The sequence below is a fragment of the Aestuariibaculum sp. YM273 genome (assembly GCF_030908365.1).
GTDB lineage: Bacteria > Bacteroidota > Bacteroidia > Flavobacteriales > Flavobacteriaceae > Aestuariibaculum > Aestuariibaculum marinum.
This window is the reverse complement of record NZ_CP133090.1, coordinates 179907-205247: the sequence shown is the minus strand read 5'-3', so window position 1 is coordinate 205247 and position 25341 is coordinate 179907. Positions and strand designations below refer to the sequence as shown.

General features: G+C 35.1%; 17 protein-coding genes. 7 read left to right on the top strand and 10 right to left on the bottom strand.

Annotated elements, in window-relative coordinates; translation table 11 throughout:
• Nucleotides 1–21: 21 nt before the first annotated feature.
• The 10 genes from cydB to RBH94_RS00785 all read right to left on the bottom strand — a co-directional run bounded on the left by cydB (nt 22) and on the right by RBH94_RS00785 (nt 7852).
• Nucleotides 22–1098: a cytochrome d ubiquinol oxidase subunit II gene (gene cydB / locus RBH94_RS00830; RefSeq protein ID WP_307881957.1), complete on the bottom strand. Its 1077-nt coding sequence runs from the start codon at nt 1096–1098 to the stop codon at nt 22–24.
• Between the two features lie 2 nt (nt 1099–1100).
• On the bottom strand, nt 1101–2432 hold the full coding sequence (locus RBH94_RS00825; protein WP_307883123.1) for a cytochrome ubiquinol oxidase subunit I: 1332 nt from the start codon (nt 2430–2432) through the stop codon (nt 1101–1103).
• Nucleotides 2433–2635: 203 nt separating this feature from the next.
• Entirely contained in the window at nt 2636–3223 is a 588-nt protein-coding gene (locus RBH94_RS00820; protein WP_307881956.1) for a methyltransferase domain-containing protein, read from the bottom strand.
• 3 nt (nt 3224–3226) lie between these two features.
• Entirely contained in the window at nt 3227–3523 is a 297-nt protein-coding gene (gene trxA, locus RBH94_RS00815) for a thioredoxin (protein WP_307881955.1), read from the bottom strand.
• A gap of 121 nt (nt 3524–3644) precedes the next feature.
• Complete coding sequence (locus RBH94_RS00810; RefSeq protein ID WP_307881954.1) at nt 3645–4124, bottom strand: c-type cytochrome; 480 nt, start codon at nt 4122–4124, stop codon at nt 3645–3647.
• Nucleotides 4125–4130: 6 nt separating this feature from the next.
• On the bottom strand, nt 4131–4400 hold the full coding sequence (locus RBH94_RS00805) for a heavy-metal-associated domain-containing protein (protein ID WP_307881953.1): 270 nt from the start codon (nt 4398–4400) through the stop codon (nt 4131–4133).
• Between the two features lie 11 nt (nt 4401–4411).
• A complete protein-coding gene (locus RBH94_RS00800; protein WP_307881952.1) occupies nt 4412–4744 on the bottom strand; it encodes a rhodanese-like domain-containing protein in 333 nt (110 codons plus the stop codon).
• A gap of 130 nt (nt 4745–4874) precedes the next feature.
• Nucleotides 4875–6287, bottom strand: coding sequence for a rhodanese-like domain-containing protein (locus RBH94_RS00795; RefSeq protein ID WP_307881951.1), 1413 nt, complete (start codon nt 6285–6287; stop codon nt 4875–4877).
• Nucleotides 6288–6355: 68 nt separating this feature from the next.
• Nucleotides 6356–7153 carry a sulfite exporter TauE/SafE family protein gene (locus RBH94_RS00790; RefSeq protein WP_307881950.1) on the bottom strand — a complete coding sequence of 266 codons (798 nt, stop codon included), beginning with the start codon at nt 7151–7153 and terminating at the stop codon, nt 6356–6358.
• 66 nt (nt 7154–7219) lie between these two features.
• Nucleotides 7220–7852 carry a Crp/Fnr family transcriptional regulator gene (locus tag RBH94_RS00785; RefSeq protein WP_307881949.1) on the bottom strand — a complete coding sequence of 211 codons (633 nt, stop codon included), beginning with the start codon at nt 7850–7852 and terminating at the stop codon, nt 7220–7222.
• 300 nt (nt 7853–8152) lie between these two features.
• On the opposite strand from RBH94_RS00785, the gene RBH94_RS00780 reads away from it, so the two are divergent.
• The 7 genes from RBH94_RS00780 to RBH94_RS00750 all read left to right on the top strand — a co-directional run bounded on the left by RBH94_RS00780 (nt 8153) and on the right by RBH94_RS00750 (nt 25340).
• A complete protein-coding gene (locus RBH94_RS00780; protein WP_307881948.1) occupies nt 8153–9679 on the top strand; it encodes a glycoside hydrolase in 1527 nt (508 codons plus the stop codon).
• A 61-nt stretch (nt 9680–9740) separates the two neighbouring features.
• Nucleotides 9741–13844 carry a two-component regulator propeller domain-containing protein gene (locus RBH94_RS00775; RefSeq protein ID WP_307881947.1) on the top strand — a complete coding sequence of 1368 codons (4104 nt, stop codon included), beginning with the start codon at nt 9741–9743 and terminating at the stop codon, nt 13842–13844.
• A 293-nt stretch (nt 13845–14137) separates the two neighbouring features.
• The gene (locus RBH94_RS00770) at nt 14138–15442 is read left to right on the top strand and encodes a BNR repeat-containing protein (RefSeq protein WP_307881946.1); all 1305 of its coding nucleotides are present in this window, start codon (nt 14138–14140) and stop codon (nt 15440–15442) included.
• Between the two features lie 82 nt (nt 15443–15524).
• Entirely contained in the window at nt 15525–16631 is a 1107-nt protein-coding gene (locus RBH94_RS00765; RefSeq protein WP_307881945.1) for a glycoside hydrolase family 88 protein, read from the top strand.
• 219 nt (nt 16632–16850) lie between these two features.
• On the top strand, nt 16851–19955 hold the full coding sequence (locus RBH94_RS00760) for a glycoside hydrolase family 2 TIM barrel-domain containing protein (RefSeq protein WP_307881944.1): 3105 nt from the start codon (nt 16851–16853) through the stop codon (nt 19953–19955).
• A 164-nt stretch (nt 19956–20119) separates the two neighbouring features.
• A complete protein-coding gene (locus RBH94_RS00755) occupies nt 20120–23356 on the top strand; it encodes a TonB-dependent receptor (RefSeq protein WP_307881943.1) in 3237 nt (1078 codons plus the stop codon).
• 10 nt (nt 23357–23366) lie between these two features.
• Nucleotides 23367–25340 carry a RagB/SusD family nutrient uptake outer membrane protein gene (locus RBH94_RS00750; protein ID WP_307881942.1) on the top strand — a complete coding sequence of 658 codons (1974 nt, stop codon included), beginning with the start codon at nt 23367–23369 and terminating at the stop codon, nt 25338–25340.
• Nucleotide 25341 lies beyond the last annotated feature (1 nt).

Genomic DNA, 25341 nt, shown 5'->3' with positions numbered 1-25341 from the left:
AGGATCTTAAAATGGATAATGCTAGTGCTCTCCGTAGCCTACATTATCCATTTTTCCTTTAAATACTTTATACTGAATGGTAAAGTAACCAGCCACTAAAATTACCGCTATAATAAACCAGTTCACACCAATTGAAAGTCCGTAACTGTCGGCAGCCATGTTGTAAATGGTTAAATCTGGGTTTGTGGTATTAGTTGAGGGCAATAGCTTCGGAAAAATAGATGCCACTGTTGAGGTGATTCCTCCGAATAAAAACAGCGACGAAAATAAAAATCCCATGCCATCTTTTTTGAAGGTTCTTACTTTAAACAAGCCGAATAATCCTGTAAAAGTAATGATAGGGAAAATCCATAACCAAGGTGTTTTTATAAAGTTATGGAACGGTTGTGGTTCGATAATGTGCCAGATGAAAAGGGATAGAACAACCAAAGTAAGCAACCCAAAATTCAGTTTAAATACGATGCTTTTTAGTTTCAAATTTAATTCGGAATTGGTTTTGTAAATAATCCAGTTCGCCCCGTGAATGGTTAAGGCTATAACGCCAATAATTCCTAGTAGAATGGTAAACCAGTCAATAATCCCTAAATGCTCGGCTCTGGGACTGAAGGTCGGGTTCCAAAGCGGTAAAAAGAAATAATGCGGTTCGTGTGCTGAAACACCATCAGTCACCATGCCTAAATTAACGCCACGCACCACGTTTCCTAAGGCAATTCCGAAGAATAAAGCTAAAAGTAAGCTCGCTATTCCGAAGGCTTTATCCCAGATGGTTTCCCAAATTTTGTTGTGTATTTGTCCGCGTAACTCTAAACCAATAGCTCTGAAAATAAGCAACCATAAAATCATAATTAACGGTAGATAAAACCCGCTAAACGAAGACGCGTAAAGGGTAGGGAAGGCAAAAAATAAAACGCCACCGGCAGCAATAAGCCAGACTTCGTTGGCATCCCAAAACGGACCAATAGCATTGGTGATGGCTTTTTTATCTTTTTCAGTTTTAGCAAAGAATAAATGCACAATTCCTGCTCCAAAATCGTAACCATCTAAAATAACATAAACGGTTAGCATAGTCATTAAAACGATATACCAGAATAATTCCATAGTTAGTGCTTTATAGTTTGTGGGCCTTTATAAATAATTTTTCCGACAAGGATTAAAAAGAGTAGTCCTAATAATAGGTATAGTCCAATAAATCCGAGTAAGGTGAATAAAGTGTTTCCAGAGGATACCGTAGGCGAGATACCTTCGGTGGTTCGTAGCAAATTGTAAACCAACCACGGCTGACGCCCCAGTTCGGCAGTATACCATCCTGTTGTGTTTGCGATATACGGAAAGGGTACCATAAACAGTAATGCCCATAAAATCCATTTAGTTGTAAAGAGTTTTTTTCTGAACAACTGAATAGCTGCTAAAAACATCAATCCAATAAAAATAGTTCCCAGTCCAACCATAATATGATACGCATAGTACAAGCCGGGAATATTCGTTGGGTAGGTGTTGGGTTCAAATTCATTAAGGCCTTTAATTTCGGCATCCCACTCCTGATAGGTTAAAAAACTTAGTATATTAGGAACTGCTATTTTATTGTCTAATTTCTTTTCAAGGATGTTGGGCTGACCAATTAAAACTATTTCACTACCGCCTTCTTCGGTTTCAAAAATCCCTTCCATGGCTGCGAAAGTTACCGGCTGATGTTTTACAACGTTTTTAGCCACTAAATCGCCCGTAGGGAAAGCTACTAAAACACTTGAAACCAAACCAAAAATAACACCGGTTTTAAGAAATAATTTTCCGAAGTCACTATGTTTATTGTTTAATAGATAAAAAGCACCAACAGACGAGACTACAAAAGCGGCGGTAATAATGGATGCTAATTGATTATGTAAATAAGATGGTAGTAACCAAGGATTTGAAAACAGGGCACCAAAATTATTAAGAACAAACTTTCCATTTTCTATAATTTCATAACCTACCGGATGTTGCATCCACGAATGTGTGGCGATAATTAAATAGCCACTGGCCCAAGACCCTAAAAAGACTAAGAATCCGGTTATAAAATGGAGTTTGTGCCCGAGAAGTTTTTCACCAAAAAGGAAAAGACCTAAAAACGAGGATTCCAGAAAAAAGGAGAACATACCTTCCATAGCTAGGGTCTGACCAATAATCCCTCCGGTGAGTTCAGAGAACTTCGCCCAGTTGGTGCCAAATTGAAATTCCATTGGTATGCCAGTCACCACGCCCATAGCAAAGTTAATCGCGAATATTTTCATCCAGAACTTTGCTGCATCATTATATTTTTCGATTTGTGTTCTTAAAAATTTCCATTTAAACCAGACAATCATTAAAGACAATCCCATGGTTAATTGCGGAAACAAGTAGTGAAAGGTAATGGTGAATGCGAATTGCATTCTATCATAGAAAAGCATGTCTTCCATAGGGGTGGGTTTGATTCCTAACAAAAATACGGCACAGAAATTGAAATCTTCTGAAAAGACATAAAAAAAAGCTTCCTTTTTCAAGAAAGCTTTTTGGCCTATTAATCAATTAATATGGGAGTATAGTTTTATACATTATTAATCTTCTGCAAGTTATTGTTTTTAAGTGAAATGCTTTGTAATAAATGTTACATAAGTCCTTTTTAATCAACTTGTTTATGTGTCATTTTAATGAATAATTCCCTGCCATGTCTTGGTTTTATTGAATTGTAACAAGGTGATAATTCGATATTGAAATAAGGACTGAAATAGTTCCTGTAATCAGCTTCACAGCCCCCAAAAGGAGGTTCAGTTTGTGTTAAAGGCATATCAAATAAAAGCCCGACCAGTTTTCCGTTTGGCTTTAAAATTTCATGCATTTTTTTTACGTATTTTATACGCAATTCAGGATTGATGGCGCAGAAAAAGGTTTGTTCGATAACCAAATCGAAATGGTCGTTTAAATGGAAAAAATTACCTTGTATCATTTGGCTTTTAGGAAACTCAGGAATACGAGCCTTAATATTATCTAAAGCTGTTTTAGAGAAGTCTATAACATAAACGTTTTTAAACCCCGAATGAAATAAGTATTCCGCTTCGTATGCATTACCAGCACCGGGAATTAAAATTTTTAAATCTTTATTGGTGAGCTGATCGATATAGGTTTTTATTGGTGTTGAAATATGACCAATATCCCAACCTGTATTATTGGTTTTGTATCGGTTATCCCAATAACTTTCCGATAAATCCATAGACTATTTGTATGATTGTAATAACGAAATTAAATCATTCTTTTGAAGTACGCCAGACTGACGCCATAATTGCTTTCCGTTTTTAAAAATCATTAAAGTTGGTACACCGCGTACCTGAAATTTAGTTGCTATAGACTGATTTTTGTCTACATCTATTTTTATAATCGACACCTGATCTTGCAGCGCTTCTTTTACATCTTTAAGTATTGGGCTTTGCATTTTACAAGGACCACACCATTCTGCAAAAAAATCGACCAAAACCGGTTTGTCTTGATTTATTATTTCTGAAAAACTACTCATATCATTTAAATAAATATATACTAAAGTTTAGTTTTTATAGACCTATTTCTAGGTTTATAACGTAACCAACAATTTTGTCGTTTAGGTGAAAATAACCTAACAGGATATACTGTTTTAACATCTATAGGCTTTTATTCATGCCCATGCCTTTTCGTTTACCCTGCTGCTGTTTAAAATGCGCTTCAAACCATTCGGGTTGGGCAATATCGTTGTCGTACATATATTCAGAGATTTGTTTAATAACGCGGTCAGGAAAAACCATGATAGGCATGACACCAAAACGTTCTACAGCACCGGGCATTTTTGAAATTTCTTCCGAAGGTTTTTTCATCCATAACAACATATCGTTGGTAAATTCTTCTTTGGTTGTATTCGCCGAGATGTAACGCTTTTTTATAGCAATCATGGGAGGTGCTAATCTATTGTCATGACTTGTTGTTGCATCATGACAACTGTAGCAATACGTTTCCATTAATTTTTTACCGGGATGAACAGTTGCCTCTTTAGGTTGTTCTGTAACAACAGGGTTTTGTTTGTCGTTATTTTTACAACTTGAAAATGTTGCAACCAATACAAGTAAAGTAAGGAATTTTGCTTTCATAATGTGTTATTTTGAAAGTTTACCTGTAGCACAACTCACAAAGGATTTGGCCTTAGACGAAAAATTGTTGTCATCTTCAATCGATGGATAACCAAGAGCCTTCAATTTGGTTTTTACTTTTACTACTTCAACTTCATCATTGCAATCGAAGCTTACACTGCTTTTATTTACATCAACATCAAGATTAGAAATACCGTCGATGGAATTTAAATTATTGGTTATGGTTTTCGCACAACCTCCGCATTTAAGATTTTGAATTATTATTGTTGTTTGCATATCCTGTTTTTTTAACGGTAACTAGAAATTCCACCTTGTAAATCGTAGATTTCGGTGAATCCCATACTTGATAATTTTTTAGAGGCGCTGCGACTTCTGCCACCACTTTGGCAATACACATAAACCGCTTGATCTTTCTTTAAAGCTTCGCATTTTGAGGTAAACGCACTGTTGAAAATATCGATGTTTTTCGCGTTTTTAATAGATCCGGATTTAAATTCGTTAGGGGTTCTAACATCAATTAATTGAACGTTTTTCTTTTGAATATGTGTTTTAAAATCGGACGCTGATAATACTGTGATATTCTCGTCTTTTGTTCCGAAAAGGAATGATAATATGGACATGTTAAATTGAATTTTAGTGTTAAATATTATGCTATAAATTTACGATACAAAACCGATTCAGGGGGTAACCTTTGTTACAAAAAAAAAGAGCGGTATAACCGCTCTCTTTTAATCTATATAATCTTAAAATTTATTTTAAAGTAGAAGGACAAACGTAGTTTGTTGTCGGGATGCCTGCATTTTTAATAGCAGCATAACCACCGGCAACATCAACTAAGTTATGGATACCTCTGCTCTTTAAAATAGAAGCAGCGATTACCGATCGGTATCCACCAGCACAGTGAACGTAGAATGGTTTGTCTTCAGGGAATTCGGCTAAATAATCGTTTAAATAATCAAGCGATGTGTGATGTGCATTTACCACATGCTCCGATTTAAATTCACCATCTTTTCTAACATCAAAAACAGGAACCTCTTCTTTATCTAATATTGACTTGAATTCGTCAGCAGAAATTGATGAAATGGTATCGTATTCGAAACCATTGTGTTTCCAGGCTTCAAATCCACCTTTTAAATACCCCAACGTATTGTCGAATCCTACACGCGATAAACGAATGATGGTTTCTTCTTCTCGTCCTTCTGGAGCTACTAAAAGAATAGGTTGCTTTACATCGGCGATAAGCGCACCTACCCATGGCGCAAAACCACCATCGATACCTATAAAAATAGATCTTGGAATATGTCCTTTAACGAAATCATTCTGATGACGCACATCTAAAATAATGGCTCCGGTTTCGTTCGCAATAGCTTCAAACTCTTTAGGTTCTAAAGGTCGTGTTCCGCGTTCTAAAACATCATCAATATCGTCGTAACCTTCTTTATTCATTTTTACGTTTAACGGGAAGTATTGTGGAGGTGGCAATAAACCATCGGTAACTTCCTGAACAAACTCTTCTTTAGTCATATCGGCACGCAGGGCATAGTTGGTTGCTTTTTGCTCACCAATAGTCCCAACGGTTTGTTTACTTAAGTTTTTACCACAAGCAGAACCCGCACCGTGAGCAGGGTATACAATAACATCGTCTGCTAATGGCATAATTTTAGTGCGTAAACTATCGAATAATAACCCGGCTAATTGCTCCTGAGTCATACTAGCTGCTTTTTGTGCTAAATCAGGACGACCAACATCACCAAGGAATAGGGTGTCACCACTAAAAATAGCGTGGTTGTTTCCGTTTTCATCCTTTAAAAGATATGTCGTACTTTCCATAGTATGACCAGGTGTATGTAGGGCCACAATGGTGATATTCCCTAATTTAAATTCCTGTCCATCGGTAGCGATAATTGCATCGAAGTTAGGATTGGCTTCAGGGCCATATACAATAGGAGCACCTGTTTGTTTTGAAAGCGTTACGTGTCCGCTTACGAAATCGGCATGGAAGTGTGTTTCAAAAATGTACTTGATAGTAGCGTTGTTGTCTTCAGCCTTTTTAATATAAGGAGATACTTCTCTTAAAGGGTCAATAATAGCGACTTCACCATTACTTTCAATGTAATAAGCTCCTTGTGCTAAACATCCGGTATATATTTGTTCTATCTTCATAATCAAATCGATATTTCGTGTAAAATTAGTTTATTTTTAAAAATTAAGGCGTAACATAAGTTACAATATTAGTGTTGTGAAAACTCCTTAATGATGATGTAAACGGCCATAATTAGGACAAACCATCCAAAGCTTTTTTTCAATTTTTTGTTAGAAACGTATTTCGATAAATAACCTCCTATTAAGATTCCCAATACAGTGATAAAAGAGAAGGATAATAAGAAGGTCCAGTCAATATCTAACGTATGTAAGTCTCCTGTAAACCCTATAATTGAGTTTAGGGAAACGATAACTAATGAGGTTCCTACGGCACGTTTCATTGGTAAGCCCGCCCAAAGGACTAATGCCGGAACGTATAAAAATCCACCACCGGCTCCAATTAATCCGGTAATAACACCAATAACAGATCCTTGTACAAAGGTTTTATAATAAGGTTGCTTGGTGTGGGTTTCAACAACTTCCTTTTTGGTTTTAATCATGGATGTTGCTGCCAAAAACATAATGATGGCAAAAAACACCATAATGGCCATTTCCTTAGTTAATGTATAGCCGTTAAGTGTAAATATATTTTCAGGAATTCCAGGAACTAAAAATCGTCTGGAGATGTATACAGCTAAAAACGAAGGAAATGAAAAAGATAATCCGATTTTAAAATCGACTAAATTTTTCTTCGCTTTTTGAATTACTCCAACTAAAGAAGATGACCCCACAACAAATAAAGAATAAGCTGTAGCAACAATAGGATTAAAACCTAACAGGTAAACTAGTAGAGGTACGGTTAAAATGGAACCACCACCACCAATTAAACCTAGAACAAGTCCTATGATTAATGCGCCAACAAAGCCTATAATTTCTACAACAGTCATAATTTTATTTTAAGCCACAAAACTATGCTACTTGTCGGGGGCATACTGTAACATTGGTTACATATTCTAAAGATCTAAAATTTTAATGTTATTTCGGTTTAGTTTGATTTTACCGGCATTTTCAAGGGATTTTAGTAGTCGGGAAATAACAACTCTAGAGGTATGTAAATCGAAAGCGATGTTTTGGTGGGTAACATTAATTACATCATTATGATTTACCATGGCTTTATCTTTTAAGTATTTTAAAAGTCTTTCATCCATTTTTAAAAAGGCAATGGTATCTATAGCTTCCAAAAGCTCGCTCATTCTATCGTGGTAACTTTGAAGGATGAAATTTTGCCAGCTCTTGTATTTTCCCATCCATTCGCTCATTTTTTCCACAGGAATCATGATGAGTTTAGTTGGAGTTTCGGCAACAGCGCGTATTTCACTCTTTTTTTGCCCCATACAACAGGATAAGGTCATGGCACAAGTGTCTCCGCGTTCAATAAAATAGAGAAGGAGTTCGTCTCCTTTGTCATCTTCTCTTAAAATTTTTACGGCACCACTAACCAATAAAGGCATCGATTTAATGTAATCGCCTATATCCATAAGCTGAAATCCCTCGGGAACTTCTTTGTAGGTTCCTACGTTATTTATTTCGTTTAGTAGCGCATCTTCAAAGAGATAGCCATAATTTTCTTTTAGTTCGGTAATCATTAAAGCTCGAATTTTCAGTATAAAGATATTGACTAAATATTAAATAGCCTACACTAAAGTTGTAATAAGCTTGTTTTTAAAGAGTTGTGGGTGTTGGGGTGGAGGTGATGAAAAATAAATTTTAAGAGAAGAACATAACATCCCCCTGTTTTAGACAAATTGTATCCCTAAAAGTAATCGATATCTAAGTAAATTTGAAAATATTAACTATACCAAATAAGAACAATTAAATTGAATCTATATAACCAAATAAAAAAGCTTATTAGCTATCATATTTTTCTTCATGTCATTTTTCTTTTCTTGAATCAAACCTTTGCTCAGTCAATTCATTTTGAAGAGGATATTTTAAAACTTAAAATAAATTCTGAAAAAACCTTTCAAACCATTCATAATTTCGGAGCTTCAGATGCCTGGTCTACTCAGTTTGTGGGTAAGTATTGGCCTGAAGATTCTAAGAAAGCAATAGTAAAATTACTGTTTAGCACAGAAAATAAGGAAGATGGAAGTCCTGAAGGAATTGGGTTAACAGCATGGCGGTTTAATATAGGCGCAGGAAGTACAGAACAAGGAATTAAAATTGCTAAAATTAGAGATGAATGGAGACAAGCCGAATGTTTTCTTACTGCAGATGGGACTTTCAATTTTAATAAGCAGGAAGGACAACAGTGGTTTTTAAAGCAAGCAAAGGCCTATGGCGTTAACACCTTTATAGGGTTTGTTAACAGTCCACCAGTATTTTATACTCAAAATCAGAAAGCCTGGTCTGATAATGGCGCACGTTCAAATTTATTAGTTGGTAATTATAGAAGGTATGCTAATTTTTTATCAGAAGTAGTAAAAGGTATTCAGGAAAATACCGGAGTAGTCTTTGATTATGTCAGTCCTTTTAACGAACCTCAGTGGGATTGGAAATGCTGCAAACAAGAAGGCTCACCTTGGACTAACGAAGAAATAGTTAAAGCCGTAAAGGAAATTGATTTTTCTTTTAAAGAACACCAAATATCAAGTAAAATAGAATTAACCGAAGCAGCTAAAATTGATTATTTATATACAACCGGGGATAAACCTAACCGAGGAAGTCAAATCGATTACTTTTTTGATGAACACAGTGAAGGTTATGTAGGCCATTTAAAATCGGTAGCTCAAAAAGTGGCAGGTCATAGTTACTTTACGACCTGGGGTCCCAAGACTTTGATTAATTCCAGGAAGGTTTTAAGAGATAAATTGAGTCAGACAAATTTGGAGTATTGGATGACTGAATATTGTGTGCTTGAAGATAACAAAGAAATTCAGGGAGGAGGGAGAGATCTGGGGATTGATGCTGGTCTGTATGTAGCAAAAGTGATTCATTCAGATTTGGTTTTCGCAAATGCTTCGGCATGGCACTGGTGGCTGGCTATAAGTCCTTATAATTACAAAGATGGTTTAATTTACATTGATAAAAACAAGTATGGAGGACGTTTCTACGAGTCTAAAATGTTGTGGGCTTTGGGGCATTATTCCCGATTTATTAGGCCTGGAATGAAACGAATAGAATCGGTAAGGTTGGATAAGAAATCAGATGAAGAAACTATTTCCGGGATACTTCAATCTGCCTATGCATCAAAAGATGAAATTGTTGTTGTGCTTGTAAATCAACATTATGCTAATCAAAAAATCCAGTTTTTAGGAGTGCCAAAGGAGTTTTCAAAGGTGGAAACTTATATAACTACAAGTGATTCAAATATGAATTTAAAACGGACTCCGGTTGAGACAAATGAATCTTCTGTAATACTACTTCCCAAGCGTTCTTTAATGACCTGTGTTTTTAAAAAGAAGGAATTTTAAAATTTGAATTTGCTACCTTTAATTTTTAATTATCAAAAGATCCCTAATCTTAAAGATTAAAATGAAACGACTTTTCTTATACATAACATGCCTTTGTTTTTCTATTGGAACAGCTCAAAATTCAGTGAAAGAGCTTAATTCCATAGAAAATGAATTGTATTTTTATTTGTTAGATGTAGAGTTAGGGTTGTCTAACAACGAAATTAATACCATAACTCAAGACTCTTTAGGATTTATATGGGTGGGAACTTCGGATGGTTTAAATAGGTATGATGGTACCGAGTTTACAGTTTTTAAGCGGGAGGATGTAGATGGTAATAAAAACTTAAGCGACGATTTTATTAATGAAATTAAAGCGTTCAATGGGCATAAATTATTAGTAGCTACGCCAGAGGGGATTAATATTTATAATGCAAAGACCGAAAAATTTGAAATTATAAATGAAGAAAAAGGGCTATTAGGAAAGAATATTTCTCATATGGAGTTATCAGCTTCAGGTGATATTTATTTAGGTGTGGTGGAAAAAGGGATTCAGGTTTTTGATAAGAACAGACAAACCAAGGTGTATACCCATAAACCTGATGATGAAGCTTCATTATCATCAAATTACATAAATAGTCTGGAATATCAGGCAGACTCGTTACTTTGGGTAGGTACTTCAGAACATGGGTTAAATAAGATCAATGTAAAGACTGATAAAGTAACCCGAGTTCCTCTAAGGGGACAGGGAAATAGGGAGTCATTTGTTATAGAGGCGCTGTATAATGATAGACAAGGGAATTTATGGATTGGAACTAAGCACAATGGACTCCATGTAATAACCAAGGCACAGGATACTTTACACTTGGGAACTTCTATGAAAGAAGGAAAAGGACTTAGTGATGATGAGGTGTTATGTTTTGAAGAAGATAATTCAGGTCAACTTTGGATAGGAACCAGAAATGGAGGTTTAAATATTATTAATAAATCCGATTTTATACATCAAAAAACCAATTTTCAAGTCAAATGGTTTTTACCAGCCAACGACGGATCGAGTGTTTTTAATAGATCTGTTCTGTCTTTAAGAATGGATAAGGATAAAAATATGTGGATTGGTACCAGTACAGGTTTAAACTACGTAAATCCAGCAGGCGAGCCAATTAAGTTAATACGAAAGAAAGTTACCAATAAAGGAATTAGTCATGATAGAATAGGCGCATTGGCCGAAAGTTATGATAGACGAATATGGATAGGAACTGATGGCGGAGGTTTGGATTTGTTTAATCCGGAAACAAAGTCTTTTGAGTATTTTAAGAATGACCCAAAAAATACCAATTCAATAAGTAACAATTATATTATTGCTTTACTTGAAGATTCTCAAAAAAGGCTATGGATTGGCACCTATCAAGGAGGTTTAAATAAAATGGATATTGAAACAGGTGTGTGTAAGCATTATTTGCAAGGAAATATTTCACAAGGAAGCGATGTTCGGGTGGTGTTTGAGGATGCTGAAAAACAAATTTGGGTAGGAACTAATCGTGGAGGACTGTACAGATATAATGAAGAAGGAGATACATTTGATTATATTTCTGAGATTGGGAAGTTAGATATTAGAGACATTAAAGAAGATAGTTATGGTCATTTATGGATGGCGACTTTTGGAGACGGTATTTTGGAGTATAAACCAAAGACTAATTCCGTTACGTTTTATAATTCTAGAACAATTGAAGGATTTAAAACAGATGTAATATTTAGCATTTTAACATTGCCAAATGGTGATGTTTTGGCTGGTACACAAAATGAAGGCCTCATTCGTTTGAATCCAAAAACTAATGACATTACTGTATTTATTGAAAAAAATGGATTAAGTAATAATACCATAACAAGTATGGTTATGGAGAATCAAGAAAATATATGGTTAGGAACCCATAAAGGAATTAGTAATTACAATGCCTTAACAGATGTAATTCATAATTTAAACACATATACCAATATTCAGCAGGGGAAATTTAATGTCGGATCAAGTTTAATGACTTCTTCCGGAATGGTTTATTTAGGTGGTGATAAAGGACTGAATATTTTTAATCCTGATAACTTACACACAAAACGCGAAACTTATCCTATTGTTTTTAAACTTTTAGAAGTTCTCGATGAGAAAGTAAAGGTTTCCGATAATGAAAAGGAAGCCGTTTTAGATGAATCCATTTTTTTTGAAGACCATATTTATTTACAACCCAATCATACATTTTTCTCTATAGAATATGTGGCATTAAAATTTCCGTTTGCTAAAAATGTAGACTATTCTTTTCGAGTAGATGGTTTTCATGATAGATGGGTAAATACTAGTCAATACGGTAAAGTAAATCTTGTGAATCTACCTTTTGGTGATTATAATTTAAATGTTAAAGCAAAATTTGGATCTGGAGATCAATCCGTGAAAAAAATTAAAATAACTGTTTTACCTCCGTTTTGGAAAACATCATGGGCATATATAGGGTATTTAGTTTTACTTGTCGCAGGGATATATTGGTTTATGAAATATTACACCGAACGTATCAAGCTTATCAATTCTTTGGTAATTGAAAAGAAGGAACGCCAGTTAGAATATAATTTTAATGAAGAGCGCATGCGTTTTTTTACAAGCTTTTCGCATGAATTAAAAACCCCTTTAACTTTAATTTTAGCTCCTTTAGAAGATTTAATAGCTGAAGTTAAATCTATAAAACATAAAAATAGTTTAACTCTGGTTCAAAAAAACGCGAAGCAGCTGTTACAAACTATAAATAAACTTTTGGAGTTTAGAAAAGCCAATTTAGGTTTAAGTAAACTGCGTATTGAAGAGCATAATTTAAACCAATGTTTAGAACAATGGATAGTTAACTATTTTCCTTTGGCTAAAAAGCGAAACATATCCTTAAGTTACGATTTACCAGATGAAAATTTTACGGCTTGGTTTGATTTAGAAAAGATGCATGTTATTTTTAATAACTTACTATCAAACGCCTTTAAATACACTCCGGATGGCGGAGATATTTATGTGTCTCTTGTTTATGATGATGAAAGTTTTGAGATTAACGTTCGAGATACAGGCTATGGAATAAGTAAAGAGGAATTGGAGTATGTTTTTGAAAGATATTATCAGTCGAATTCAGTTAAAAGTAAACAAGGTTTAGGTATTGGGTTGGCACTTTCAAAAAGTTTTGCTGAGTTACATATGGGAACCATTCAAATTGAAAGTGAGGTTAACAAGGGGAGTACTTTTACGATGGTTATTCCTCGTGACAAATCCTTGTTTGTCAATGCTGTTTTAGATACCTCGAATACAACAGATAAAGAAGAGTCGATAGAAGTAGAGGAATGGGTGCCTGTTTCAGAATTGGAAAAAAACGCAAAAACCTCGGCAAACCTTAATGTAAGTGAAAGTAAGGAACTGGTATTATTAATAGACGATAATCCGGATATATTAAAATATTTAGATGGCTTATTAGAAGGTAAATACGATCTTATTTACGCTAACAATGGAGAAGAAGGTGTGGAGAAAGCAAAGCGATATATTCCTGATTTAATAGTATCTGATGTCATGATGCCAAAATTAAATGGAATAGAACTTTGCAATGCATTAAAAGATACTACCGAAACCACACATATTCCAATAATACTGCTAACAGCCAAAGGCAATACAGAAAGTATACAGGAAGGTTTTAAATATGGGGCTGATGATTATATTGTAAAGCCTTTTAGTGGACAAGTATTACAGGCTAGAATTCGAAATTTACTTGATACCAGAAAGCAATTAAGAGATTATTTCTTAAACAAAGAAGGTGTTAAGCTAGAAGGTGTTGAGGATAAAAATTCTCTGCTGGATCAAGAGAAGGGCTTTTTAAATAAGTTAACTCAGGTTATTCTTGAAAATTTAGATCAGGAAAAAATGGATGTCTGGGATGTGGCTCAGAATATGGGAATGAGTAGGACATCATTATTTAGAAAGTTGAAAGCGATAACAGGTTTAAATATCAATCAATTTATTAGAAAAGTTAAATTAGATAAGGCTGCAGAGCTAATTAAAACCGGAAAATATACTATCGCACAAGCATCATACGAAGTTGGTTTTAACAACGTAAAATATTTTAGAAAACTGTTTAAGGAACAGTTTGAAAAGCTGCCTTCAGAATTCTCTAAAAACTAGTATTTACAAATTAACCACATTAATTTTATGAAGCTACCTTGTTTTTTAATGAATAGTGTTCATTTAAGAGTTATTAACTTTTTTTACTCAAGATATCTCGAAATCCTTTTGAAATAAAGGTGTTTGGACATTTTGTGTCCCTCTTTAAACCATTTTGTACCCGTTTTAAATATCATTTTTTAATCAATTTTACTGACCAGTTTTATAAGTGACTTTTTAACACTTTAAAAACAAAAACCATAAACTAGAGATTTTACATTTTACTAATTAAGATGACAAGAAGCGTATTATTAATGTCTAAATACTTGTTAGTTTTTTTCAGCATTTTTTGTTTTGTGTCTTGTGCACAAAACATTAGATATTCTTATGTAGGTGAAGGCTGGAGTAAAAATTCAGTAAATACCGTAAAGTTTAGAAAAAATGCTATCACTACACATTCAGGTTTTCAATTTGTTGCTTATTACAATCAGAACAGTTATTTAGTTTTAGGTAAGCGTAAGGTTAATGATTCTAATTGGGAAACACTAGAAACACCATACAAAGGAAATACTAAAGATGCTCATAACGATATAAGTATTGGCATTGATGGCGATGGGTTTTTACACGTAAGTTGGGACCACCATAATACCCGATTACGATATGCTAAAAGTAAAACACCCTTAAGTTTAGAATTAGGAGAGGAATTGTCAATGACCGGAAAACAAGAAGACAAAGTTACCTATCCTGAATTCTATAATTTGCCTAATCGAAATCTATTGTTTTTTTACCGTTCAGGAGAATCTGGGCGGGGTAATCTGGTAATTAATTCTTACGATACTCAATTAAAACAGTGGTCTCAAATACAGAGTAATCTCATAGATGGTGAAGGTCAGCGCAGTGCTTATTGGCAAACTGCTGTAGATGCAAAAGGAGTCATTCATTTATCATGGGTTTGGAGAGAAACCTGGGGAGTAGAAACCAATCATGATTTGTGTTATGCGCGTTCTTATGATGGTGGTTTAACATGGAAAAAGTCTACTTCTAAAACTTATAAATTACCTATAACCTTGGCTACGGCTGAGTATGCTTATAAAATTCCTAAAAACAGTAATTTAATTAATCAGACAGCTATTACAGCAGATAGTGAAGGGAATCCATTTATAGTAAGTTATTGGAATGAAGGAACCATCCCTCAGTACCAGATAGTGTATTTGAAAGATGCTGCCTGGCATAAAATTAATACAGGCTTTAGAGATGAATCATTCGTGTTAGGAGGAGGAGGCACTAAAAGTATTCCTATATCGAGGCCAGATATTTTAGTTGATGATGAGGTTGTTGGGATTCTCTTTAGAGAAGAGTCCAGAGGTAATAAAGTTTCTATGGCCTATTCAAACAATATCGATAAAAAAACACCATGGAGTGTAATCGATATCAGTGAGTTATCGGTAGGGCAGTGGGAGCCTAATTATGATATCGCCTTATGGAATAGTAAAAAGCAGCTTCATATATTTTTTCAAAATGTAACTCAAATAGATGGAGAAGGGGTGGCGAATACAAGTTCATCAGAAGTAAAAATATTAGAGGTAAAAAAAATAAACAAATTAAGAGGTCGTAAATAAGACAAATGACATGATAAAACAAAGTTTAATATTAATAGCGCTTATCTGCTCTTTTAACTCATGTAAAAGAGTAGATCCTTTAATGGGCAAAATTGATGATACTTTAAAAATAGCAGCATCACAATATGAACACTTAAAGGAGATTTTACCGGAAGGTAGATACCCCAAAACCTATTATGCTGGTCAGGATAAGCTAGAAACCAGCCGTTCCGGATGGTGGTGTAGTGGATTTTATCCAGGGTCATTATTGTATTTAAATGAAAATATATCCAACCCTATTTTTTCCAAAGAAATAGATCGCGTGCTGACCGATTTAAAGCGTGAGGAGTATAATACGACGACACACGACTTAGGATTTATGATGTTTTGCAGCTTTGGTAACGCCGAACGCTTAAATCCATCACCGGAATATAAAGAGATTTTAATGAATAGTGCTAAATCTTTATCGTCAAGGTTTAATGATACGGTTGGGTGTATTAAATCTTGGGATTCCTCGGAAGATGATTATTTAGTGATTATTGATAATATGATGAATTTAGAACTGTTATTCTGGGCTTCGAAATACAGTAAAGATCCAAAATATTACAATATAGCCGTTACCCACGCTAATACGACGATGGATCATCATTTTAGAAATGATTATAGTTCTTACCACGTAGTAAATTATGATAAAAATGATGGTTCTGTAAAAAAGAAACGTACGGCACAAGGATATTCAGATGAGTCGGCATGGGCTCGAGGGCAGGCCTGGGGATTATATGGTTATACGGTAATGTATCGTGAAACCAAGGATAAAAAATATCTGGCTCAGGCTAATGGTATTGCCAGTTTTATTTTAAATCATCCAAACATGCCGCAAGATATGGTGCCTTATTGGGATTTTAATGCGCCTGATATTCCTAATGCTCTCAGAGATTCTTCAGCTGGAGCAATTATGGCATCCGCATTTTTAGAATTGAAACATTATGTGGAAGGTGATTTGGTTGAAAAGTATAATTCTGCAGCCAAAACCATGATACAAACATTAACATCTGAAGATTATATAGCAAAGGATAATACCAATGGTGGATTTCTTTTAAAACACGGTGTTGGACATATTCCAGAGAAAACAGAAATAGATGTGCCGCTTAGTTATGGTGATTATTATTTAATCGAAGCGATGATGAGGTATAAACATAATAGAATTTAGAAAAATAAAGGGTTTTAGGGTCAATTTATTGAAGTATAGGTGTTTGTGTTTGTTTTGCGATAGGGTAAAAATTGTCATTTGGACATTTATTACCCTCACATAAGTCGATTTGCCCCCTTTTACTCAGTTTAAAATTAATCAAATTTGTAATATTATTAAAAGTGTCATTAGTACAATTTAATAATTCAACAACTAAATAAAATATAAACTAATTAAACAATGCGTAAACTAATTTTAGTTCCGTTATGCTTTTTGCTTGTCAATTTAGGTTTTTCTCAAAACAGTAAAAATGAATGGGAGAATCCTTCTATATTGGATAGGAATAAGGAACCGGGAAGATCATCATTTGTTTTATATGAAGATGAAGCTTCTGCTTTAACAGGTGTAGCAGATAAGTCTAAATATTACAAGAGTTTAAATGGTACTTGGAAATTTAATATTGTTAAAACCCCAAACGAAAGACCTTTAGACTTTTATAAAGTTGATTTAGACGATTCTAAATGGAATGAAATTAGTGTGCCTTCAAACTGGGAAATAGAGGGTTATGATACGCCTATCTATACCAATGTAACTTATCCATTTCCTAAAAACCCTCCGTTTATAGATGAAAGCTATAATCCGGTAGGGACTTACAGAACCTCTTTTAAAGTAGCTAAAGGTTGGGAAGACAAAGCAGTGATTTTACACTTTGGGTCAATTTCAGGATATGCGAGAATCTTTTTAAATGGAGAGGAAGTAGGAATGACCAAGGCTTCGAAAACAGCTGCTGAATTTGATATCACCGAGTATTTAAATAAAGGAGACAACGTGTTGGCGGTACAAGTGTTCCGTTGGCATGATGGTAGTTATTTAGAAGATCAGGATTTCTGGCGTTTAAGCGGTATTGAACGTGATGTGTATTTACAGGCGATGCCTAAAACCACCATTTGGGATTATTTCGCTAAGGCTAATTTAGATGAGACGTATACTAATGGACTTTTTAATGTTAATATCGATTTAAGACAGTTCGGAAAAAAGGCTTTCAAAAACCAAGTGGCATCTATTCGTTTGGTTGATGCCAATGGAAAAGAAGTGTATGCTGAAGAAAAGAAAATTAAGGCTTCAGAAAATAAGGTGAATTTTTTAGCAACCATAAATAATGTAGAGAAATGGAGCGCAGAATCGCCTTATTTATATCGATATATTATTTCACTAGAGGATAAAAAGAATACTCAGGTAATTTCAAAGAAAATAGGATTTAGAAAAGTTGAAATTAAAGATGCACAGTTAATGATTAACGGAGAGCCTTTAATGGTGAATGGTGTAAATCTTCACGAGCATGATGGTATCTCTGGGCATAAGCCTAATAGAGAAACTATGCTGTTGGATTTGAAAGTCATGAAGCAAAATAATATCAATTCGATTCGTATGAGTCATTATCCACATGATCCATATTTATATGAGTTAGCTGATGAATACGGATTTTACATTGTTGACGAAGCGAACATTGAAACCCATGCAATGGGAGCTGAAAAACAAGGGTGGTTCGATAAAGAAAAACATCCGGCATATCTTCCTGAATGGGCACCAGCGCATTTAGATAGAATGCAACGTATGTTGGAGCAGGATAAAAATGCAACCTCAATCATTCTTTGGTCTATGGGTAATGAGTGTGGTAATGGCCCCGTATTTTACGAAGGTTACAAATGGTTAAAGGAAAGAGATACAACACGTTTTGTACAGTTTGAACAAGCCGATGAAAATGCTGATACCGATATTGTTTGTCCCATGTACCCAGGAATGGGAACGATGAAAGATTATGCAGAATCTAACAAAACGCGTCCGTTTATCATGTGTGAATACTCGCATGCCATGGGGAATAGCAATGGGAATTTTCAGGAGTACCGGGATATTATGAACTTGAGTCCGAAAATGCAGGGTGGATTTATCTGGGATTGGGTAGATCAAGGTTTAAAAACAGAAACTGAAGATGGTAGAATGTTCTGGGCTTACGGAGGAGATTTAGGAGGTGAAAACCTACAACATGATGAAAACTTTTGTGCGAATGGATTGGTGTCTGCAGATAGAACGCCACATCCGGCCCTGGAAGAAGTTAAAAAAGTATATCAAAATATCTCGTTTAAGCTTAATGAGAATGTTTTAAAGGTGACGAATGAGTATGACTTTACAAGTTTAGATCAGTACACTTTCAAGTGGCAATTAAAAGCTGATGGGGTTGTAGTTAAGGAAGGAACATTTGAAGTTTCAACACAACCAAACCAAACGGATGCTGTGACTTTAGGCTTACCTGTTTTAGATACAGAAAAAGAATATTATTTAGATGTTTATGGTTATACGAAGTATGAAGCACCATTAGTGCCGGCCAATCATGAAATAGCCAGAGAGCAATTTCAATTGGGAGGACACTCATATTTCAATACAAGCTTAACTCATACAGGGGTTTTAGAGTATAAAGTAAAAGATGAGATCTTAAGTTTTTCAAGCGGAACTATTGAGGGCAGCTTCGATTTAAACACAGGGAGACTTACCGAATATGGTTTTGTGAATAGCGATTCAAAAATCATCACACAATTTCCGGAACCATTTTTCTGGAGAGCACCAACCGATAACGATTATGGTAATAAAATGCCTGAACGTTTGGGTGATTGGAAATTAGCACATCAGAATTTAAAGGTTAATAGTGTAGAGGTTGGAGACAAAACAGTAAGCGGACTTCCGGTAAGAGTTGAATTTACAATTACAAAACTCGATGTTCCATATACAATAGAGTATCTTATTCAAAATGATGGTTCTGTAAAAATTACAGCAAGCATTGATATGAAAGGTAAAGAGTTACCTGAGTTACCAAGGTTTGGGATGCGAATGGTGTTAGCAGGAAGCTATGATAATTTATCCTACTACGGAAGAGGGCCTTGGGAAAACTATTCCGATAGAAATACATCGTCTTTTGTTGGCATTTATCAAGATAATGTTGAAAACCAGTTTACCTGGGAATACATTCGTCCGCAGGAAGCTGGTTATAAAACCGATGTGCGTTGGTTAACCTTAGAAAATTCAGCAAATCAAGGATTACAAATCATTGGAGAGCAACCCTTAGGATTTAGTGCCTTAAATATGGCAACGGAAACTTTAGATGGCGGGAAATATAAATCACAAAGACACCCAACGGATATAGAAGTAGAAAAGGATAAAGTCTATTTACATGTCGATTTAAAACAACGCGGGGTAGGCGGAGACAATAGCTGGGGGGCTTATCCTCACAAGCAATACCGTTTACATGATAAACAGTATAGTTATTCTTACCAATTCAAATTAGTCAATTAATAAATAAAAGAATCACCAATAACTAACTAAATAAAACTAAACAAACATTATGACATGAAAGCAATTACAAACCATCAACTTTTGATAGCGATTTTCTTTAAAAAGAATAGAGCATCAAAAAACTAAACAAACAAAAACTAATTAATATGATAAAACTAATCAAAATGAGAAAAGTCTTTTTTTCTTGTCCTGAATTTGATTTTAAATTCAAATTGGTAGTGCTCCTTTTGTGTATTACTTCTTATCAAATTCAAGCTAGTGAAGGAAAAACAAAGGATTTCAAAACCGAAATCCAGAAACGAACCATTACTGGGGTAGTTAAAGATGCAACTGGAATGGTATTACCTGGAGCTAACGTTTTAGTAAAAGGAACCACTAATGGTGTAATGACCGATTTTGACGGTGAGTTTCAACTGGATATTGAAGATAAAGCAACCACTTTAGTTGTCTCTTATGTAGGTTTTGAAACTCAGGAAATAGCAATAGGAAGTAAATCGGTATTTACTGTGGTAATGAACGAAAACAATGAAGCCTTAAAAGAGGTGGTGGTTGTTGGTTTTGGTACACAAAAGAAAGCCAGTTTAGTAAGTTCGATTACTACAATTTCTCCTAAAGAAATTAAAGGACCTACAAGTAACTTAACCACCATGATGGCTGGACGTGTATCAGGTATGATTGCTGTGCAAAGAAGTGGTGAGCCAGGCGCCGATAATTCAGATTTCTTTATTCGTGGTTTAGGATCTTTTGGATCAGGAAAAGTAAATCCTTTAATTTTGATTGATGGTATTGAATCCAGTACGACCGATATGGCACGTTTGCAGCCTGATGATATTGAAAGTTTTTCGGTATTAAAAGATGCAGCGGCGGCGGCAGTATATGGAGCTCGTGGTGCGAACGGGGTAGTTTTAATTACTACCAAAATGGGTAAGGCAGGAAAAACACAATTCCAATTACGTAGCGAAACTCGAGTATCTTCAAATACCAGAAACTTTAATTTTGCAGATAACATTACCTATATGCAGTTGGCAAACGAGGCCGCTTTAACACGTGATCCTCAAGCGTCATTACCATATACGCAAAATAAAATATACAGAACTTCAATTGGAGATGATCCATATTTATACCCAAGTAACAATTGGGTAGATGAGTTGATTAAGGACTACACCATTAACCAAGGTTTAAACTTTAGTGCTCAGGGTGGTGGAGAAAAAGCGAAGTATTATATCTCTGGTACTTATAATGTGGATAACGGGGTATTGGATGTTGATCCTATTAATAATTTCAACAACAATATTAAGCTTAGAAATTACTCGGTAAGAAGTAACTTAGATGTGAATTTAACCCCTACAACAAAAGGTATCGTTCGTGTTTATGGTCAGTTTGACGATTATAATGGACCAGTAGGAGGTAGAGATTCGAATGGAAACTGGGTAAACGGAGGTGCTCGTATTTTTAATTTAACCTTATGGTCTAACCCGGTTAAGTTCCCTAAGGTATATCCTTCTAGTTATTTACCTTTTATAGATCATCCTTTATTTGGTGGTGCTCAGGCAACTAATAATGCAGGTTCTGCTATTTTAATTAACCCTTATGCTGAAATGGTACGCGGATATCAAACCAATAAAGCATCCACGATTCAAGCACAGGTAGAACTTAAACAGGATTTAGGTGGTATTACTGAAGGGCTTTCGGCTCGTGCTATGGGGTATGTTAGAAGATATTCTTATTATGAAGTGGCCAGACAATATAATCCTTTTTATTACGAAGGGTATATTAGTCCATTTACAGGAGATTTAGAGTTAAACGTATTGAATGATGGTGGACAAGGCAGTGTAGGTGTTACAGGAACAGAGTATTTAGATTACTCTGAAGGTCGTAAAGATTTAGATTCTAGAATTTATTTAGAAACAGCGATTAATTATAGTCGTGTGTTTAATGAGAAGCATGCGGTTTCTGGTATGCTAGTTAATTTATTATCAAGTTACGAAACAGGTAACGCCGGTAGCGTTCAAAACTCATTACCAAATAGAAACCACAGTTTGTCAGGACGTTTCACCTATGGTTATGACGACACTTACTTATTCGAGTTTAACTTCGGTTACAATGGTTCTGAGCGTTTTGCTAACGGAAGTCGTTACGGATATTTCCCATCTTTAGGTTTAGCGTATCGCATGTCTAAAGAAGATTGGTGGGATGGTTTAAGAGATGTAGTATCAGATTTTAAACTGCGTTTTACTTATGGTTTAGTAGGTAACGATGCTATTGGAGATACAGGTGATCGATTCTTCTATTTATCTAATGTAAATCTTAACGATGGACGATATGGTTCAACTTTTGGCGAGCAATATGGATATTCCAGACCAGGGGTGTTTACATCGCGTTATTCTAACCCTAATATTGGTTGGGAAAAATCGAAACAAACCAATGTTGGTTTTGATTTAGAATTATTTAATTCATTAAATGTCATTGTAGATATTTTTAAACAAAACAGAACAAATATTCTACAAGCAAGATCTAATATAGGTTCAACTTTAGGTCTTACAGCAACGCCAGCAACCAATTTTGGTGAAATGGAAAGTAAAGGTTTAGATGCATCTTTAACATACGATAAGTCGTTTAATCAAGACTGGTATACACAATTACGTGGTAACTTTACTTTTGCAACAAATGAAATTTTAGTGTACGATGAGGTATCTTACCCAGATGAATTATCATACCGTTCAAGAATAGGTACCAATGCTAGTCAAGGCTATGGTTATATTGCAGAACGATTATTTATCGATGATGAGGAAGTAGCAAACTCACCAACACAATTTGGTGAAGTTAGAGGAGGTGATATAAAATACCGCGATGTAAATGGCGATGGTTATATCAGTTCTAATGATATGGTACCAATTGGATACCCAACTACACCAGAAATTGTTTATGGTTTTGGAGGAACTGTTGGTTACAAAAATTTCGATTTTAGTATTTTCTTCCAAGGCGTTGCTAGAACATCATTCTTTATCAATCCTGAAAATATATCACCATTCGTAATAAATGGACCATATCAAAATGGATTGTTAGATGTTATTGCAGAAGACCATTGGTCTGAAGCCAACAGAGATTCATATGCATTTTGGCCTAGGTTAAGTGACGAATTTGTAGAGAATAATAACCAGCCATCAACATGGTGGATGCGTGACGGATCGTTTTTAAGATTAAAAACAATTGAGGCAGGATATAATTTCCCTGAAAACTTTGTTTCTAAACTGGGTATGCAGTCGGCGAGACTTTATTTTAGTGGTAATAACCTTGCAGTGTGGAGTAAATTTAGGTTATGGGATCCAGAGATGGGAGGTAATGGTTTAGGTTACCCAATCCAGTCTGTTTATAACTTAGGTTTAAAAGTTGATTTTTAAAAAAAAAGGTATGAGAACTATAAAGAAAAACATATTAAAACAAGGGACACAAAGGCTATATAAGGCTTTAGGAATGTCTGCCATGGTTTTTTGCCTAATCGGTTTAGAATCATGTGAAGAAACGTTTCTGGATGTGGTTCCAGATAACGTAGTGACTATAGATCAAGCATTTAAATTAAGAAATGAAGCCGAGAAGTATTTATTTACTTGTTACTCGTATCTTCCTAAAAATGGAGATGCTATTTATAATATTGGATTTTTAGCAGGTAATGAGACCTGGATTGCTCCTAATGATGCGGCATTAAATAGTTATGCTTTCGATGTAGCAAGAGGATTGCAACGTGTTTCAGATCCTTATATGGATGCATGGGAAGGACGCTATCAAGCAGCGGGTCCGGCAGATTTATACCCTTTATACGATGGTATAAGACACTGTAATGTATTCATCGAAAGCATGGAGGATAGAAATAATGTGCCTGATATTTCTGAAGCAGAACGTTTAAGGTGGATTGCTGAAGCTAAATTTTTAAAAGGGTATTACCATTATTATTTAATGCGTATGTATGGCCCAATTCCAATTATTAAAGAAGTCATTCCTGTAGATGCACCAGAGAGTGAAATTCAGGTGTCACGCGAGCCTATTGACGAAAGTGTAGATTATTTAGTATCTTTATTAGATGAGGCTGCTGCTGGTCTTCCTCCCCAAATTGTTGATACTCAAAACGAATTGGGACGTGTTACAAGACAGGTAGCTAAAGGTATAAAAGGAGAATTGTTATTAATGGCTGCTAGTCCGTTGTTTAATGGTAATACAGATATGGCAGGATATACTAATAATGATGGAACACCCTTATTTAATACCACTTACGATCCAACTAAATGGCAAAGAGCTGCGACAGCAATTAAAGATGCTATTGATGTAGCTGAAGCTAACGGACATAGAATTTATTATAAAAATGATTTTACCTTCGATATTTCTGAAACTTCAAAGACTAAGGTAACTATCAGACAAGCTTTATGTGAGCCATTTAATGACGAGGTAATTTGGTCGAACACCAATAGCCGTACGTATTGGTTGCAACGTATTTGTATGATGCCACTATCAAATGTGGTGCCTGCAAGAGAAGCGAGAATGATTTTCTCTCCAACTATAGGGTCGGCTTCTAAGTTTTATACAAAAAATGGAGTGCCTATTGATGAAGATAAAACTTTAGATTTCTCCGATATTACTGAACTTAGAGAAGCAGGGCCAGAAGATGCATTAAATATTTTTGAAGGGTATAGAACTTCAGTTTTAAATTTTGATAGAGAGCCTCGTTTTTATGCAGATTTAGGGTTTGATGGTGCTATCTTTTACAAACAAGATAGTAATGCAGACGAGACTAAATTCCATATAGAGTCTAAGTTCCAGGATTATGCAGGTAGTTTCGATGCGTTCGATTTCAACATCTCAGGATATTTCATTAAGAAAGTAGTAAACTGGGAGTATAACTTTAATAGTGATGGTGGTGGATCTTACAAAGAGTATGCTTGGCCTGAATTACGTTTAGCAGATTTGTATTTACAGTATGCCGAAGCTTTAAATGAAGTGTCTGGTCCAACAGCCGAGGTTTTAGAGTATGTTGATGCTATCCGTGCTCGTGCCGGTTTAGAAGGTGTAGCAACATCTTGGCAAAACTATTCGGTAAGCCCGAACAAGTATACAACTAAAGAAGGTATGCGTGAAATTATTCATAGAGAGCGTACAATAGAATTAGCCTATGAGGGGAAAAACTTTTGGGATGTTAGACGTTGGAAAGAAGCAACCAGAGAGTTTAATAACCCTATAAAAGGATGGAATGTATTTGGAACAACTGAGAGTTCTTACTATCAGGTTTTAACGCTTTACCAACAGCGTTTTGTTTCGCCAAGAGATTATTTCTGGCCAATTAATGAAAATACACTAATTCAAAACCCTAATCTGGTTCAAAGTCCAGGTTGGTAAA

Bases quoted from the DNA above. Each gene is read 5' to 3' on its own strand.
- cydB (WP_307881957.1), bottom strand. From the start codon at position 1,098: ATGGAATTATTCTGGTATATCGTTTTAATGACTATGCTAACCGTTTAT.
- RBH94_RS00825 (WP_307883123.1), bottom strand. From the start codon at position 2,432: ATGGAAGACATGCTTTTCTATGATAGAATGCAATTCGCATTCACCATT.
- RBH94_RS00820 (WP_307881956.1), bottom strand. From the start codon at position 3,223: ATGGATTTATCGGAAAGTTATTGGGATAACCGATACAAAACCAATAAT.
- trxA (WP_307881955.1), bottom strand. From the start codon at position 3,523: ATGAGTAGTTTTTCAGAAATAATAAATCAAGACAAACCGGTTTTGGTC.
- RBH94_RS00810 (WP_307881954.1), bottom strand. From the start codon at position 4,124: ATGAAAGCAAAATTCCTTACTTTACTTGTATTGGTTGCAACATTTTCA.
- RBH94_RS00805 (WP_307881953.1), bottom strand. From the start codon at position 4,400: ATGCAAACAACAATAATAATTCAAAATCTTAAATGCGGAGGTTGTGCG.
- RBH94_RS00800 (WP_307881952.1), bottom strand. From the start codon at position 4,744: ATGTCCATATTATCATTCCTTTTCGGAACAAAAGACGAGAATATCACA.
- RBH94_RS00795 (WP_307881951.1), bottom strand. From the start codon at position 6,287: ATGAAGATAGAACAAATATATACCGGATGTTTAGCACAAGGAGCTTAT.
- RBH94_RS00790 (WP_307881950.1), bottom strand. From the start codon at position 7,153: ATGACTGTTGTAGAAATTATAGGCTTTGTTGGCGCATTAATCATAGGA.
- RBH94_RS00785 (WP_307881949.1), bottom strand. From the start codon at position 7,852: ATGATTACCGAACTAAAAGAAAATTATGGCTATCTCTTTGAAGATGCG.
- RBH94_RS00775 (WP_307881947.1), top strand. From the start codon at position 9,741: ATGAAACGACTTTTCTTATACATAACATGCCTTTGTTTTTCTATTGGA.
- RBH94_RS00770 (WP_307881946.1), top strand. From the start codon at position 14,138: ATGTCTAAATACTTGTTAGTTTTTTTCAGCATTTTTTGTTTTGTGTCT.
- RBH94_RS00765 (WP_307881945.1), top strand. From the start codon at position 15,525: ATGGGCAAAATTGATGATACTTTAAAAATAGCAGCATCACAATATGAA.
- RBH94_RS00760 (WP_307881944.1), top strand. From the start codon at position 16,851: ATGCGTAAACTAATTTTAGTTCCGTTATGCTTTTTGCTTGTCAATTTA.
- RBH94_RS00755 (WP_307881943.1), top strand. From the start codon at position 20,120: ATGAGAAAAGTCTTTTTTTCTTGTCCTGAATTTGATTTTAAATTCAAA.
- RBH94_RS00750 (WP_307881942.1), top strand. From the start codon at position 23,367: ATGAGAACTATAAAGAAAAACATATTAAAACAAGGGACACAAAGGCTA.